Raw genomic sequence first — 14,685 nt, 5'->3', positions numbered from 1 at the left:
GGCATGGAAGCTGCTATCTCCTACCCTGCGAGCCGTCGATCGCCAGTCAGATGAAGCGATCGCGGAAGCGGGCCCGCCTGGCAAGGTTGGCGGCTCTAGGGGCAAACCGTTACATCCATACCAGAGGATTCACCATGAACAAGATCCAGAAAGGCTTCACGCTCATCGAGTTGATGATCGTGGTCGCGATCATCGCGATCTTGGCCGCGATCGCGCTGCCGGCGTACCAGGACTACATGGTCCGCGCCAAGCTCAGCGAAGTCGTCGTCGCCGGCGATGCCTGCAAGAACTCCATCGTGGAGTTCTACGAGGGCCAGGGCCACGTTCCGCCGAACATTTCGAGCGCGGGCTGCAACAACAACACGACCAAGTACATCGCCAGCACGAAGGTTACCGGTGCTACCAATGTCGGCGTCATCACGATCACGACGACGGGCGTTGCTGACCTCTACACCGCGGGCGGCAAGGCCTACGTCCTGAAGTCGGCACCCAGCGCCGGTACGACCGACGTGCTCGAGTGGAGCTGCAATGCGGCCGCCGGCACGACGATCCCGGCCAAGTACGTGCCGTCGCTTTGCCGTTGATTCGCAAGTAATTGCTTCGAAACGACGCCGCCTTCGGGCGGCGTTTTTTTGTGCCCGCTATCATCGCCAATCTGTAATCCTCGGAGGCCCGATGGATAGACACGTGTACCGGGTGCTCTCCGATACCCGTTTCTGGCTCGCCGCCCTGTGCGCCGCCTGTGCGTGCATCTACGTGCGCGGACTTGGCGGCGACTTCCTGTTCGATGATTTCCCGAACATCGTCACCAATCCTGCACTGCAGTCGATCCAGAATGGCGACAAGCCGGACTGGTTCGCGGTCATGCTCCTGACCGGCTCCGGCTTGCTGCGCCGCCCGATCAGCATGCTGTCGTTCGGCCTCAACGTGTATGGGTTCGGCATGGACCCGTTCGCGTTCAAGCTGGTGAATCTCGCGATCCATCTGCTCAACGGCGTGCTGCTGTACGCGATATTCCACCGTATCGCAAACCGGGTACTCCCGCAGGATGGCGCCTTTCGTCCTGAAGTGCTCGCAACAATTGCGATTGGTGCATGGCTGTTGCATCCGCTACAGGTCAGCAGCGTGCTCTACATCGTGCAGCGCATGAACCTGCTCGCGACGATGTTCACGCTGATGGGCCTGCTGTGCTATGCCGAAGGCAGGTTGCGCATGCTGCGTGGCGAGCCGGGCCTGCTGGTCGGGATCGCGGGCCTGTGCGTATTCGGCCTGCTCGCAGTCTTCAGCAAGGAGAACGGGGCCCTGATCGCGATGTATGCGTTCGCAATCGAATGCCTGGCCTTCCGTTTCGCGGCTTCTGCCGGCAAGCGCAGGATCTTGCTCGCATTCTTCGGCCTGAGCGTCGCGCTGCCACTCGTGCTGTATGCGGCCTACGTCGCCATGCATCCGGAATCCCTCGCATACGCACGCAACGGCTTCACGCTTTACACGCGCCTGCTGTCGGAAGCGCGCGTGCTGTGCGACTACCTCGTCTGGATCTTCGTGCCAATGCCGTCGTTCATGGGCATGTATCACGATGACATTGCGGTGTCGGCGAGCCTGTTCTCCCCCATCACCACCGCGCTGTCGATCGCGTTCCTCGCCGCACTGTGCGCAAGCGCGTGGCTGCTGCGCACGCGCCTTCCCGTGTTCGCCTTCGGCGTCGCCTGGTTCTTTATCGGCCATTCGCTCGAATCGACGATCTTCCCGCTCGAGCTCGTGTTCGAGCACCGCAACTACCTGCCCATGGCGGGCCCGTTGCTGACGGCGGTTTGCCTGCTTGCGTCGGCGCGCGCGCCCTTCTGGCCCTCGCGCAAGGGCCTCGCTGCATTTGCCGCATTCGCCATCGTCCTGCTTGGCGGCATCACGGCCGTTCGCGCGGACAGTTGGGGGAGCGCTCTTTCGCTGGCGCTCGCCGACGTGGCGCACCACCCACTGTCCTCGCGCTCGCAATATGAAGCCGGAAGGGCAATAGCGGCGGCCGCTGCGCGTGACGGAACACTCAAGACAGCCACTCCCGCGGCCATCGCCTATCTGAAACGCGCTGCGGAGCTGGATCCACGCCAGGTGTTTCCGGGCGTGTCGATGATCCTGTTGCGTGGCACCGCCGGCCCGGTGCCACCAGAGGAGGTCGCCGACCTCGCCGTTCGCCTGCGAAACGCAGCCTCGAACGAGCAGGCCAATCCGTTCCTTCAACTGCTCGTCGCCGCATCCGACAGCCAACTCGCACTGACCCCATCGGACGTGGCAACCTTGTTCGACGCGGCGCTGGCCAACCCGCGCTGGCGACCGCAGGTGCGGGCGATGATGTTCAATGACTATGGCGCGTACATTTTCAATGTCGTGCACGATCACCAGGAGGCAGTCCGCCTCACGACGAAGGCGGCCGCCACCGATCCCACCAACGCGTACTTCGAGCTCAATCTGGCCAAGATCGCCCTTGCCACTGGCGACCGGATGACTGCCACCGATCACCTGAAGGCCGCGCAACGCCTCGACAAGATAGGTCTGCATGACAAGGACATCGACGAGCTCAAGCGGCAGATCGGGAACTGATCTGCAACCGCAGCCGACACCTTGTCCGCAGACGACGGCGGAGTTGTCGAGCCGCGCGCTCCAGGTCCTGATGGTCAGCACCTCCTATCCGGCCGACCTCGGGGACTGGAGGGGCTTGTTCATCCGCCACATCACCGATGCGCTCGCGCGCCGCGATGACACCCGACTGCGGGCCTGGTGTCCTCCGGGAGAGATGCCAGGCAACGCCGCATATACGGCAACACCCGACGAACAAAGGTGGCTCGCGCAGTTGATGCAAGCGGGCGGAATCGCCCATCTCATGCGGACCCGCGGAATTCGCGGCCTGGGTACGCCGCTGCAACTCTTGCGCATGCTGCGTTCGCTGTACCGGCGCGAGCGCGACATCGATGTCCTGCATGTCAACTGGTTGCAGAACGCACTCGCGCTGCCGCGCAGCGCGACGCCGCTGCTGGTCACCGTGCTCGGCACCGACATGGCCATGCTGCGCCTGCCCGGCATGGCGGCGGCGCTCCGCCGCGTATTTCGCGGGCGAGGCGTCTTCATCTGCCCGAATGCGGCGTGGATGGTGCCCGAACTCGAACGCCGCTTCGGTGATCTCGCTCGCGTGCGGCACGTTCCTTTCGGAATCGATCCGCGCTGGTATGCGGTCGAACGCACGCCCGCGAACCCGTCGCGATGGCTGTGCGTGTCGCGACTCACCAAGGCAAAGATCGGCATGCTGTTCTCTTGGGGAGAAGCGGCATTTTCCGGGACCGATCGCGAACTGCATCTGTTCGGCCCGATGCAGGAACCATTGGCAGTCCCCGAGTGGGTGCACTACCACGGCCCAGCGACCCCGGAAGCCCTTTGCAGCGAATGGTTTCCGACGGCACGTGGCCTGGTGACGCTCAGCGCGCATGCGGAGGGATTGCCACAGGTCATGCTCGAAGCCATGGCAGCGACATTGCCGATCGTCGCCTCGCGCATCCCGGCGCACGTCGACCTGCTCCAGCATGGATCAACCGGCTGGCTGTGCGACAGCCGCGACGGGTTTGCAGCGGCGCTCGGCGAGTTGGAAGACGACGTGCGCAACCACGAGACTGGTTTGCGCGCGCGTGAATTCGTCAGGTCCCGGGTTGGCACATGGGATGATTGCGCGGCACGCTATGCCCACATCCACCGGGAGCTCGCCGCGTCGTGACCGAACCAGGCAACAAGAACGTCCTGCTGCTCGGAGGCGCCGGCTTCATGGGTCGGGCGCTGTGCGCACGCCTGGGCGCGCGTGGCTACGAAGTGCATGTGCTTGCGCGAGGCACCACGCTCGATATCGCCGAAGGCTGCACGGTCCATGGTGGCGGGATGGAAAACACCGAACTGCTGCGGCGATTGCTGCCACGCATGGGGACGATCGTCCATCTCGCCTCGGCAACGACCCCGGGCCTGTCCGCCGTCACGCCTTCGCTCGAGGCGGATCTGAACATCGCCCCGACACTTGGTCTGCTTGGCGAGTTGATCGCACATCCGCACATTCGGCTCGTCTACGTTTCCTCCGGCGGAACCGTCTACGGCGATCCGGGCAGCGGTACGGCCGATGAATCCTCGGAGCTCAAGCCGCTTTCGTTCTACGGCGCCGGCAAGGTCGCGGTGGAAACGTTCCTGCGCTGCTTCCAGCAGCGACAGGGCAATCCGCTCGTGATCCTGCGCCCATCGAACGTCTACGGACCCGGGCAGCCGCGCTACCAGGGCTTCGGTGTCATCCGCACGATGCTGCAACATGCGCTTGATGGCTCGACCATGAGCATCTGGGGTGACGGGTCGACCGTGCGGGATTTCGTCTACATCGACGATGTCGTGTCGGCCATGGAATGCTTCGTTGCGGACGGCGCGCCGACCGGCACGTTCAATATCGGCGCCGGAGTCGGCCACAGCCTCAACGATCTCGTCTCCGTCGTCGAACGCGCCAGCGGCCGGCGGCTGTGCGTACGTCATGAAGCCGCGCGCGGCATCGACGTCCAGCGTATCGTGCTCGACACGCGGGCGATCCGGGAACGCTGTGGCTGGACGGCCGCCACGCCGTTGGAAGCCGGCGTGGTCCACACCTGGCAATGGTTGAGCGGACAATGAACGAGATTCGGGAAAGCGACGATTCAGTGACGTGCGCGGGCTGCGCGGCCAAGGCCCGCGCCGATGTTCCCGCGCACGTGCATCGGGCGCCGCACAACCAGCGCACCTACACGCTGCAGCGATGTCCGAACTGCGAACTGCAGTTCTGGTGGCCCTTGCAGGCGGATCCAAGCGTGTACGAAGGCGAAGGCTTCGAAGCCTACGTCGATTACCACACCGGAAAACGACCGTTCCCGCGTTGGGCGGAACCATTGTTCGCGGCGTTGCCGCCACATCGCGGTCGCGCACTGGACATCGGTTGCGGCGATGGCGCCGTACTGCATCGCCTTGCGCAAATCGGATACGAACCGCACGGCATCGACCTCGATGAAAAGAGCATCGCCGTCGCCCGGGAAAAGTTTCACCTGGCGAACGTCAGCGTATCGACCCTGGATGCGTTCGAGCACGCGTCCGGACTGCGCGGCGAGCAATTCGACCTGGTGACGTTCTTCGAGGTACTCGAACACCAGGACGCGCCGCTTGCCTTTCTCGCCCAGGTGCAGCGGTTGTGCCGCCCCGGCGGAATCGTTGCGGGCAGCGTGCCGAACCGGGATCGATTCCTCGCCCGATTCGATCGCAGACTCGGCGACGGTGACCTTCCACCACATCACTTCCTGTGGTTTTCGCGCGCGGCGCTGGTCCGCCTGTTCGAGCGTGCCGGCTTTACGAACGTGGACGTCACGACGACCGGCGCCCTGCCCTATCGGCAGATCGTGGCCAAGCTCGCTGCGCTGTTCGAACGAAGACTGCGCCGCGTGGCGTCGCTGCGCTGGCTCGTCCTGCCATGCAAGGTACTTGCACCCGCCCTTGCGGTCGTGCCGTGGATCGGAATGCGCCTCGCGCCCTCGCACCTGTTCTTCCGATGCACGGCACCCGCCACCAAACCATCATGAAGCTGGTTTTCGCGGAGCGAACGGAGCGAACAGCAATCCCAGCAGCAGGTCGACGAACAACAGACTGACGCGACCGACGATCGCCATCAGCACGATCGCATCGCTCGGGAAGTCCTGCGCGAACCACGCGAAGACCAGTTCACGGACCCCGAGACCAGAAGGCGTCAGCAGCGAAACATAGCCGACGAACCAGGCAATCATGTAGTAGGCGCACATGCGCATGCCGCCTGCGCCGCCAAGCGGAGCGTACGCCATGCCGATGACGTACCAGCTCGCATAGCAGACGAGCCAGCTCGCAGCGAACAGAAGCAGGATGCGCAGCTTGTCAGCCGGCGCGACGAGCGTGGATGCACGCAGCGAGTCGTCTCCAAAGCGACGCCTCACCTTCGGACCGATCCATGGCAGCGCCGTGAGCAGGCTCGGGGCGCTCCACAGCGGTACGCAGCCGAGTATTCCAGCAACAATCACCAAGCCGCCGACCGGGGGACGAACGAAGAAGGCGATCGTTATCGCCGAACTCCAGAGTGCGAAGTAGGTGGCGAGCAACGTGTGCAGCAGGTTCGCCTGGACCCAACTGCCCAGGGACGCGGTTCGTCCTCCCGCCATCCATTGGTAACCGATTCCCCAGACGCGGCCCGGGAGATGCTTGAACAGCTGCGCGGTGAAATACAGGTGGGCGAGTTCGCGCAGGCGATATCCCTCGACGCGGAATGCCGGCAACAGTCTCGCGAAGGCGAGGAACGTGAACCAGGACGCCACGCCCGCGAGCAACAGCGCCAGGAGCAGGAGCTGCGGATCGATTTCGCGATAATGCGCGGCGATGTCGGGCATCGCCTGCATGAGGAGGCGCACCACCCATGCGACGGCCAGCAGGGTGAGCATCGCTGCGACGACGCGCCACCAGCGCGAACGGCCGGTCATCGGCGGCGCAACGGGCGCGCCGCCGTCGCCGGAAGCGCCACGGCTCAAGTCTCTTTCCACAACAGCCAGATGTATCCAGGGAACATCCTGCGCAGGAGGCCGTACATGGACCGGGCGGCAACGCGCGCGAAACGCGTGCGGAACAGATACGCGGCCTCGTAGCGCTCGGGATCGGACAGCACCTTGCCGGTGTAGTCCTCGATCCGAAATGCGGAGGCGAGATCACGCAACGCCCCATACCCGAGGTGGCGTTCGTAATAGGCCTCGCCCTTGCCTGCCCATCGCATGTAGCGGTCCGCCACGCGCGCAGGCAGCCAGGAAAGAAAGGGCAGACGGTGGTGCTTCTCGATCAGGGCCCAGCGATTCGTCGCCGCGAAGTAGCACACGCCGCCGGGACGGAGCACGCGACGGATCTCCATCATCATTCGCCGCGCGTCGGGCACGTGTTCGTAGACCTGGGAGCAGACGACGATGTCGAACGTCCCGTCGTCGAACGCGAGATTCATTGCGTCGCCAAGCTGGAATCGCAGGTTTTGAGCGGTAATCCGCGACGTCGCCAGCGCGATCGCGGGCTCGTCGATGTCCACGCCGGTCATCGTGCGGACGTGGCCGGCGATGTACTCGTCGATGATCCCGGTGGAGCATCCAAGGTTGAGCGCGTGCGCCTGAGCGAGGGCCGGGCCAAGGGCTTCTCGGAGGACCGCGACCATGGTCGCGGCCTTGCGGCGGCGCTCGTCCAGCGAGTGCATCGACTCGTACATCGTGGAGAAATCGGGTTGATATCCGCGGTTCATGGCTGCCGTCGTCGTGCGCTCGTGCGATCAGGGGCGTGTGGCCGACAGGCGATAGCCGGCGGTCATGGCGTCCCACGACGGCAGCACGCGAGCAGCGATCCACGCCGTACAGTTGACGAGCGGTATGGCGAGCGCCAACAAGGGCAACAGCACGAGGCGCAGATCACCCTGCTCGATGATCTTCGCAACGGCGCCGCCCAGTGCCAGGCTTGTCATCAAACCCGCGGTATCCGCCGAGCCGAGCGTAGGCGTCACGCGCTCGACCCGGAGGCCCGCCGCCTCGACGTCGCGGATCAAACCATGGATCGTCAGACGCTGGTAGTCGTGCGGCGCGTCGTGCACCGGATAGAGAAACGGGAGGCTAAGCAAAACCGTGCCTTGCGGGCGCACCACGCGCGCGGCCTCGCGCAGGGCTTCGCACGGCCGCCGCAGGTGCTCCAGCACCTCGAGCAGCACGACCGTGTCGAACGTCGCGTCCTGCAGCGGCAGCTCGCTGGCGTCGGCGAACAGGTCGGGGCGCGCCCTGTACAAGTCGCGTCCCGTCGCCGGGTAATCCAGTCCAACATAACTGCAGCCCGGTTCCAGCCAACGCTCGATCCAGCGGCTCGCGCAGCCGACGTCGAGTACGCGACCGTGCGCCTGATCGCGCACCCAGCCTCCCGCGATCGCCTCACCGCCGAGCAGCCACTGCGGATGCAAGGGCGTGCGGCGAACCTTCGCAGCCAGCTTGCGCACGTTCATCGACGCGGCCCTGCGGCGGTTGGCACGCCAGCATCAGCCACGATCGTCCCGCCGGTAGGTCAATGCGGTGATCTGCTCCGAAATCAGGCCAATCAAGAACACGATCACTGATGCACTGAACAGCAGCACGCTCATGTTCGTCAGCCGGTGCGCGGTCACGAACGTGTACGCGTAATGGCCAAGGCCGAGCAGGAAGAACAGCGCGCTCGCTGGCGCGAACAGCTTCAAGGGCGAATACAGCGTCGCGATCTTGAAGATGATCAGCAGGAAGCGCACGCCGTCGCGCAGCGGTCGGATATGGCTCTTGCCGATGCGCTTCGCGACCGGAATCGGCTCGTAGGCGACCGCATAGGCGCTGCGGAAGAACGCCATTGTGCAGGTGGTGGGGTAGGAGAACCCGTTCGGCAGCAGGTGCAGGAATTCGCGGAACTTGCCGGCGCGCACCGCGCGGAATCCCGAGGTGAGGTCCTTCACGGCGAAGCCGGTCATGCGCGTGGCGAGCCAGTTGTACAGCGTGTTGGCGAGGCCGCGGCTGACGCCGGCCTGGCCGGACCAGTCGCGCGCACCGACGACCATGTCGAAACCCTCATCCAGTCGCAGCAGCAGGCGTTCGATCAGGACCGGGTCGTGCTGGCCATCGGCATCCATGAACACGAGAATGTCTCCGCCGGCCTCGCGCGCGCCACGCTTTATCGCCGCGCCGTTGCCCATCGAATACGGCTGGCGCACCGAGCGCACCCCGGCCTCCCGGCAGATTCTCGCGGTTTCGTCGGTCGAACCGTCGTCGACCACAAGGATCTCGGCGTCCGGCCTGCTGCGGCGCAGTTTCGGCAGCAGGTCGACCAGGGCGGCCGCCTCGTTCTTCGCCGGCAGGATGATGCTCAGCATGGGTTCCCCGGCCGCAAGGCATGTATTCTGTGAGCTGTCTCCCTATACTGCCCGCAGGGAGTACATTCGGCAATGTATTTGGGGTAGATTCAGCTATAGATACGGGGACTTGCACGGCATTCCTATGGCAACCCAGATGAATACGCCGCCGTTGGCGGGCCTTTCCGGCATCGCCAGGCGCCTTGTCTCCGACGGCGTGTTGGCTGAAGCGGACGCGCGCAAGGCCGTCGACGACGCGTCCAAGGCGAAGATTCCGCTCGCGACGTGGCTGATCGACAACAGCCTGGCGCAGGGCCGCCAAGTGGCGATGGCGTCTTCGGCCGAGTTCGGCATGCCCCTGCTGGATGTCGAGTCCCTTGACTACGCACAGCTGCCGATCAGCATCGTGCGCGAGGATCTGATAGCCAAGCACAAGGTCCTGCCGCTGTTCAAACGCGGCAACCGCCTCTTCGTGGGCGTGTCCGACCCGACCAACCTTCGCGCGCTGGACGAGATCAAGTTCCAGTCGAACCACCTGATCGAACCGATCCTGGTCGAGGAAGGCAAGCTCGAACGCGCGATCGAGCTCGCGCAGTCGGCATCGAGCCAGAACATCACCGACATGGGCGACTCCGAAGGACTGGAGAACCTCGAACTCGGCGCGGTCGACGACGAGGAACAGACCGGCGTCGACGCCACGGGCGGCGAAGACGCGCCGGTCGTGAAGTTCGTCAACAAGGTACTGGTAGACGCGATCAAGCGCGGCGCCTCCGACATCCATTTCGAGCCGTATGAATCCGCCTATCGCGTGCGATATCGCATGGATGGCATGCTGCGCGCGGTCGCCTCCCCACCGATCAAGCTCAGCCCGCGCATCTCCTCGCGCCTCAAGGTCATGAGCGGGCTCGACATCGCCGAGAAACGCGTGCCGCAGGACGGTCGCATCAAGCTCAACCTTTCCAAGACCAAGGCGATCGACTTTCGCGTCAGCACCTGCCCGACCCTGTTCGGCGAGAAGATCGTGCTGCGCATCCTCGACGCCTCGGCGGCGAAGATGGGCATCGAGAAGCTCGGCTATGAGGAAGACCAGAAGAAGCTGTTCCTCGATGCGATCGAAAAACCCTACGGCATGGTGCTGGTGACCGGCCCGACCGGCTCCGGCAAGACCGTGTCGCTCTATACCGCGCTGAACATCCTCAACACCGAAGGCCGCAACATCTCGACGGTCGAGGATCCGGTCGAAATCCGCCTGCCCGGCGTGAACCAGGTGCAGCAGAACACCAAGCGCGGCATGACGTTCGCCGCTGCGCTGCGTTCGTTCCTGCGCCAGGATCCGGACGTGATCATGGTCGGCGAAATCCGCGACCTCGAGACCGCCGAGATCGCGATCAAGGCCGCGCAGACCGGCCACATGGTGCTGTCCACCCTGCACACGAATGACGCGGCGCAGACGATCTCGCGCCTGATGAACATGGGCATCGCGCCGTACAACATCACCTCGTCGGTATCGCTGGTCATCGCGCAACGCCTCGCGCGCCGACTGCACGACTGCAAGAAGCCGCTCGTGCTTCCACCGGCGGCATTGCTGGCCGAAGGCTTCAGCCAGGCCGACATCGATTCCGGCATGCAGTTGTTCGATGCCGGCGGCTGTTCCGGCTGCAACGAAGGCTACAAGGGCCGTACCGGCATCTATCAGGTCATGCCGATGAGCGAGGAGATCCAGAAGATCATCCTCGCCGGCGGCAGCGCGCTGCAGATTGCCGAGGAGGCGCGCCGCGTCGGTATCCGCGACCTGCGCCAATCGGCGCTCATGAAGTGCAAGCAAGGCGTCGTCAGCCTCGCCGAAATCAACCGCGTCACCAAGGACTAAGCCATGGCTACCGCAACCGCCGCAGCACTCAAGGCGAAAGCCGCCGCCACTCAGCGCGGCAAGTCCCGCGCGCAAGTCAGCGAGATGCAGACCTACACCTGGGTCGGTCTGGACAAGCGCGGCATCAAGATCAAGGGCGAGTCAGTCAGCAAGAATGCGAACCTGGTCAAGGCCGACCTGCGCAAGCAGGGCATCAATCCGCAGGTGGTAAAGGCCAAGGCCAAGCCGCTGTTCGGCAAGACCGGCAAGGCCATCAAGGGACGCGACATCGCGGTATTCAGCCGCCAATTGGCGACGATGATGGCCGCCGGCGTGCCGATGGTGCAAGGCTTCGACATCGTCGCGGGCGGCCAGAGCAATCCGCGCATGAAGGACATGCTGGTCGACGTGAAGACGGAGATCGAGGGCGGCTCGGCCCTGCACGAAGCGCTCAACAAGTACCCGGTGCACTTCGACGAACTGTTCGTCAACCTGGTCAAGGCGGGCGAGTCGGCCGGCGTGCTCGACACCGTGCTCGATACGATTGCAACCTACAAGGAAAACATCGAGAACATCAAGGGCAAGATCAAGAAGGCGATGTTCTATCCAGCCGCAGTGTTGTCTGTTGCGGTGATTGTCTCGTGCATCCTGTTGATCTTCGTTATCCCCCAGTTCGAGACCGTGTTCAAGGGCATGGGCGCGGATCTGCCTGCATTTACGCAGATGCTCATCAACATGTCGCGCTTCATGACGTCGTACTGGTGGCTCATGTTGCTGATCTTCGTCGGCAGCATTTTCGGCATCATTACGTTGTACAAGCGGTCCGAGCGTTTCGCGCATTTCGTCGGGCGCATGCTGCTGAAGATTCCCGTCGTCGGCCAGATCCTGCGCCAGTCGGCGATCGCGCGCTTCGCGCGCACGCTCGGTGTGACCTTCCGCGCCGGCGTGCCGCTGGTCGAGGCACTCGACTCGGTCGGCAACGCCACCGGCAGCGTGGTCTACAACGATGCGGTAAAGCGAATCCGCGAAGACGTCGCGGTCGGCCACCAGTTGCAGCTCGCGATGAAGCAGACCAACCTGTTCCCGAACATGGTCACGCAGATGGTCGCGATCGGCGAAGAAGCCGGTGCGCTCGACGCGATGCTGTTCAAGATCGCCGAGTTCTACGAGACCGAGGTGAACAATGCGGTCGACGCACTGTCGAGCCTGCTCGAGCCGATGATCATGGTCGTCATCGGTACTGTCGTGGGCGGCATGGTCATCGGCATGTACCTGCCGATCTTCAAGCTTGGTTCGGTCGTCGGCTGACGCAATCCGCCGTTGCTCGTACCATCTCGGGCCGGGAGCGCATCGGACGCGTCCCGGCCTGCTTGTTTTCCAGACCCGGATATCCATGGATTGCCGATGACCGAGTTCGAGTGGTTGCAAGGCTCGTTGCTGATTCCGCTCGTCAGCGTGCTTGGCCTGCTCGTCGGCAGTTTTCTCAACGTCGTGATCCTGCGCCTGCCGCGCCGGCTCGAGCATGACTGGCGCCAGCAGGCGCGCGAGCTGCTGCAGGATGTCGCCATCAACGAACCGCCGCACGAGGCGTCGGAATCGGAGGCCGCACCGCCGGATCTCGTGTTCACCGGGTCGCATTGCCCGCACTGCAAGCATCCGCTGTCACCGCTCGACAACATCCCGCTGCTGAGCTGGCTCGCGCTGCGCGGGCGCTGCCGCTATTGCAGGACGCCGATTTCGTGGCAGTACCCGCTGGTCGAACTGCTGACGGCGCTCGCATCCGCCCTGGTCGCCTGGCGATTCGGGTACGGCTGGCAACTGGCCGCGGCGTTGCCGTTCACATGGACGCTGATTGCCGCTTCCGGCATCGACGTGCGCACGCAGCTCTTGCCCGACCAGCTCACGCTTCCCCTGCTCTGGCTCGGCTTGCTGGTTTCGCTCGTGCCACTGTTCGTGGCGCCACCTGCGGCGATCATCGGCGCCGCGCTCGGCTATCTCAGCCTGTGGTCGGTGTTCTGGCTGTTCAAGCTTTCCACCGGCAAGGAAGGCATGGGCTACGGCGATTTCAAGTTGCTCGCCGCGCTCGGTGCGTGGATGGGGGCGATGAGCCTGCTGCCTATCATCCTGTTGTCGTCGTTGATCGGCGCGATCGTCGGCGGGTCGGCGCTCGCGCTGCAGGGGCGCGACCGCAGCACGCCGATCCCGTTTGGTCCGTTCATCGCTGCGGCCGGCTGGTCATGGTTCGTGTTCGGCCCGGAGCTCGGCGGGCTGTATTCGCGCCTGTTCGGACTGGCCTGAGCGTGGTCACGCCCGATGCGTGACACTCCGTTCTGCGTGGCCCTGACCGGCGGCATCGCAAGCGGCAAGTCGGCGGTTTGCGTCCGCTTCGCAACCCACGGCGTCGAGGTGATCGACGCCGACGTCGTCGCGCGCGATCTGGTTGCCCCGGGGATGCCAGCGTTGCGCGAGGTCGTCTCGACGTTCGGCGCCGCCATCCTCGATTCGCGCGGCGGACTCGATCGCGCCGCGATGCGCGAGCGGGTATTCGCGGATACGAACGCTCGCCGCAGGCTCGAAGCGATCCTGCATCCGCGAGTACGCGCGGTGCTGCGTGAGCGCGCCTCGGCGGCGCGAGGACTCTACGTGATGCTGGCGATCCCGCTACTGGTCGAGAGCGGCGGTGACTACCGCTGGGTCGATCGCGTGCTGGTCGTCGATGTGCCGCGCGAGGTGCAGCATGCACGCCTGATTGCGCGCGATGGCATCACCGACGCACTTGCCGATTCAATGCTTGACGCACAGGCCAGTCGTAAACAACGACTCGCGATCGCTGACGACGTCATCGTGAACGACGGCACGCTGGCCGACCTCGACCAGCGCGTTGCAGCACTGCATGCAAAATACCTCGCGCTGGCCGGCGATGCTCTCGAGGGCTGAAGTCCGGCTCCGGCCGGGTCAGCCCCAAAACCCGCGGATCGCCGCGATGCCTTGCGCGCCGGCCATCCAGGCGGCGTCGATGTCCTCGCGTTCGAGGCCGCCGAGGGCGTAGACCGGGATCGGCACGTGCGCCACCAGGTCGGCGAAGCGGTCCCAGCCGAGCGCGGTCGAATCGGCGTGGCCCGGGGTCGGGAAAACCGGGGACAGGGTCGCGAAGTCGGCACCGATGCGCACCGCGTGGAGCAGTTCGGCGGCGTCGTGGCAGGAGACGCCGAGCCAGCGGTCGGCGGGCAGCGGCCGCTGCGACAGCGTCGCGGCGATGCGCGCCGGCAGATGCACGCCATCGAGGCCGAGCACCATCGCGAGCTGGGTATCGCCGTTCAGCAGCAGGCGGGTCGCATGCGCCGTGCAGAGGGTGCGGGCCTCGCGTGCGAACGCGGCCAATGCCGCGCGTGGCCAGTGCGGCAAGCGCAACTGGACCATGCGCACGCCACGCCGGCAGGCGCGCTCGATGCCGGCGAGCAGTTCTGCGGAGCTGCCCTGGGGCAGGTCCGGGGTGATCAGAAAACGCTCCGGCAGGCGCAATGCAGCGATCACCGGGCGATCCGCGGGCGGCATCGGCACCTGGTCGAGTGCGGCGAGGTCAACCCAGGCGAACGCCTGCCCTTCGTGTGGATGCAGGGTGCCGGACCATGTCGAGACCTGCCAGACGTCGAGCAGGATGTCCTGGTCGGGATAACGATGCGGAATAGCGATCAGGGGACGCGCCGACTCGACCACGATCCCGAGTTCCTCGCGCAGCTCGCGCGCGAGCGCGTCGACCGCCGCCTCGCCGGCCTCGCACTTGCCGCCGGGGAATTCCCACAGGCCGGCAAGGTGCTTGCCGGGCGGGCGCTGCGCGACGAGCACGCGACCCGCTGCGTCATGCAGCACGCCGGCGACGACGTGGATCGATGCCGGCATG

Annotated in this window: 14 protein-coding genes; 9 read left to right on the top strand and 5 right to left on the bottom strand. The window is 65.0% G+C overall.

Annotated features, from left to right (window positions below):
- Positions 1-134: 134 nt before the first annotated feature.
- The 5 genes from ACILRJ_RS16530 (at position 135) to ACILRJ_RS16510 (ending at position 5,612) form a co-directional block, all read left to right on the top strand.
- Entirely contained in the window at positions 135-584 is a 450-nt protein-coding gene (locus ACILRJ_RS16530) for a pilin (RefSeq protein ID WP_395684308.1), read from the top strand.
- The gene (locus ACILRJ_RS16525) at positions 529-2,595 is read left to right on the top strand and encodes a hypothetical protein (RefSeq protein ID WP_395684307.1); all 2,067 of its coding nucleotides are present in this window, start codon (positions 529-531) and stop codon (positions 2,593-2,595) included. The genes ACILRJ_RS16530 and ACILRJ_RS16525 overlap by 56 nt, the downstream gene beginning before the upstream one ends.
- Positions 2,596-2,875: 280 nt before the next feature.
- Positions 2,876-3,757, top strand: coding sequence for a glycosyltransferase family 4 protein (locus tag ACILRJ_RS16520; RefSeq protein WP_395684306.1), 882 nt, complete (start codon positions 2,876-2,878; stop codon positions 3,755-3,757).
- Entirely contained in the window at positions 3,754-4,680 is a 927-nt protein-coding gene (locus ACILRJ_RS16515) for an NAD-dependent epimerase/dehydratase family protein (RefSeq protein WP_395684305.1), read from the top strand. The genes ACILRJ_RS16520 and ACILRJ_RS16515 overlap by 4 nt, the downstream gene beginning before the upstream one ends.
- On the top strand, positions 4,662-5,612 hold the full coding sequence (locus ACILRJ_RS16510; RefSeq protein ID WP_395684304.1) for a class I SAM-dependent methyltransferase: 951 nt from the start codon (positions 4,662-4,664) through the stop codon (positions 5,610-5,612). Before ACILRJ_RS16515 ends, ACILRJ_RS16510 begins: the two co-directional genes overlap by 19 nt.
- Here ACILRJ_RS16510 and ACILRJ_RS16505 read toward each other — a convergent pair.
- The 4 genes from ACILRJ_RS16505 to ACILRJ_RS16490 are packed head-to-tail and all read right to left on the bottom strand — an operon-like array spanning position 5,607 to position 8,956.
- Positions 5,607-6,581 carry a hypothetical protein gene (locus ACILRJ_RS16505; protein WP_395684303.1) on the bottom strand — a complete coding sequence of 325 codons (975 nt, stop codon included), beginning with the start codon at positions 6,579-6,581 and terminating at the stop codon, positions 5,607-5,609. The genes ACILRJ_RS16510 and ACILRJ_RS16505 overlap by 6 nt on opposite strands.
- Complete coding sequence (locus tag ACILRJ_RS16500) at positions 6,578-7,294, bottom strand: class I SAM-dependent methyltransferase (protein ID WP_395684302.1); 717 nt, start codon at positions 7,292-7,294, stop codon at positions 6,578-6,580. The genes ACILRJ_RS16505 and ACILRJ_RS16500 overlap by 4 nt, the downstream gene beginning before the upstream one ends.
- 60 nt (positions 7,295-7,354) lie before the next feature.
- The gene (locus tag ACILRJ_RS16495) at positions 7,355-8,068 is read right to left on the bottom strand and encodes a class I SAM-dependent methyltransferase (RefSeq protein WP_395684301.1); all 714 of its coding nucleotides are present in this window, start codon (positions 8,066-8,068) and stop codon (positions 7,355-7,357) included.
- Positions 8,069-8,101: 33 nt separating this feature from the next.
- Positions 8,102-8,956 carry a glycosyltransferase family 2 protein gene (locus ACILRJ_RS16490; protein ID WP_395684300.1) on the bottom strand — a complete coding sequence of 285 codons (855 nt, stop codon included), beginning with the start codon at positions 8,954-8,956 and terminating at the stop codon, positions 8,102-8,104.
- Between ACILRJ_RS16490 and pilB the strand changes: the two genes are divergently transcribed.
- From pilB to coaE, 4 genes are all read left to right on the top strand, one after another.
- The gene (pilB, locus tag ACILRJ_RS16485; RefSeq protein WP_407065743.1) at positions 8,943-10,805 is read left to right on the top strand and encodes a type IV-A pilus assembly ATPase PilB; all 1,863 of its coding nucleotides are present in this window, start codon (positions 8,943-8,945) and stop codon (positions 10,803-10,805) included. The two genes, ACILRJ_RS16490 and pilB, sit on opposite strands and share 14 nt — an antisense overlap.
- Before the next feature lie 3 nt (positions 10,806-10,808).
- Complete coding sequence (locus ACILRJ_RS16480; RefSeq protein ID WP_395684298.1) at positions 10,809-12,092, top strand: type II secretion system F family protein; 1,284 nt, start codon at positions 10,809-10,811, stop codon at positions 12,090-12,092.
- A gap of 96 nt (positions 12,093-12,188) precedes the next feature.
- On the top strand, positions 12,189-13,082 hold the full coding sequence (locus tag ACILRJ_RS16475; protein WP_395684297.1) for a prepilin peptidase: 894 nt from the start codon (positions 12,189-12,191) through the stop codon (positions 13,080-13,082).
- 15 nt (positions 13,083-13,097) lie between these two features.
- Positions 13,098-13,721, top strand: coding sequence for a dephospho-CoA kinase (coaE, locus tag ACILRJ_RS16470; RefSeq protein ID WP_395684296.1), 624 nt, complete (start codon positions 13,098-13,100; stop codon positions 13,719-13,721).
- A gap of 18 nt (positions 13,722-13,739) precedes the next feature.
- On the opposite strand, the gene ACILRJ_RS16465 is transcribed toward coaE, so the two are convergent.
- Positions 13,740-14,684: a Nudix family hydrolase gene (locus tag ACILRJ_RS16465; protein ID WP_395684295.1), complete on the bottom strand. Its 945-nt coding sequence runs from the start codon at positions 14,682-14,684 to the stop codon at positions 13,740-13,742.
- Position 14,685: the final 1 nt, after the last annotated feature.

The sequence above is a fragment of the Dokdonella sp. genome, from assembly GCF_044227025.1.
Taxonomy (GTDB): Bacteria; Pseudomonadota; Gammaproteobacteria; order Xanthomonadales; family Rhodanobacteraceae; genus Dokdonella_A.
This window is presented reverse-complemented; position numbering and strand designations above follow the sequence as displayed.

What these genes read in the sequence shown, in the direction of transcription:
- ACILRJ_RS16530 (WP_395684308.1), top strand. Translation starts at nt 135, where the DNA reads ATGAACAAGATCCAGAAAGGCTTCACGCTCATCGAGTTGATGATCGTG.
- ACILRJ_RS16525 (WP_395684307.1), top strand. Translation starts at nt 529, where the DNA reads ATGCGGCCGCCGGCACGACGATCCCGGCCAAGTACGTGCCGTCGCTTT.
- ACILRJ_RS16520 (WP_395684306.1), top strand. Translation starts at nt 2,876, where the DNA reads ATGCGGACCCGCGGAATTCGCGGCCTGGGTACGCCGCTGCAACTCTTG.
- ACILRJ_RS16510 (WP_395684304.1), top strand. Translation starts at nt 4,662, where the DNA reads ATGGTTGAGCGGACAATGAACGAGATTCGGGAAAGCGACGATTCAGTG.
- ACILRJ_RS16500 (WP_395684302.1), bottom strand. Translation starts at nt 7,294, where the DNA reads ATGTACGAGTCGATGCACTCGCTGGACGAGCGCCGCCGCAAGGCCGCG.
- ACILRJ_RS16495 (WP_395684301.1), bottom strand. Translation starts at nt 8,068, where the DNA reads ATGAACGTGCGCAAGCTGGCTGCGAAGGTTCGCCGCACGCCCTTGCAT.
- pilB (WP_407065743.1), top strand. Translation starts at nt 8,943, where the DNA reads ATGATGCTCAGCATGGGTTCCCCGGCCGCAAGGCATGTATTCTGTGAG.
- ACILRJ_RS16490 (WP_395684300.1), bottom strand. Translation starts at nt 8,956, where the DNA reads ATGCTGAGCATCATCCTGCCGGCGAAGAACGAGGCGGCCGCCCTGGTC.
- ACILRJ_RS16480 (WP_395684298.1), top strand. Translation starts at nt 10,809, where the DNA reads ATGGCTACCGCAACCGCCGCAGCACTCAAGGCGAAAGCCGCCGCCACT.
- ACILRJ_RS16475 (WP_395684297.1), top strand. Translation starts at nt 12,189, where the DNA reads ATGACCGAGTTCGAGTGGTTGCAAGGCTCGTTGCTGATTCCGCTCGTC.
- coaE (WP_395684296.1), top strand. Translation starts at nt 13,098, where the DNA reads ATGCGTGACACTCCGTTCTGCGTGGCCCTGACCGGCGGCATCGCAAGC.
- ACILRJ_RS16465 (WP_395684295.1), bottom strand. Translation starts at nt 14,684, where the DNA reads ATGCCGGCATCGATCCACGTCGTCGCCGGCGTGCTGCATGACGCAGCG.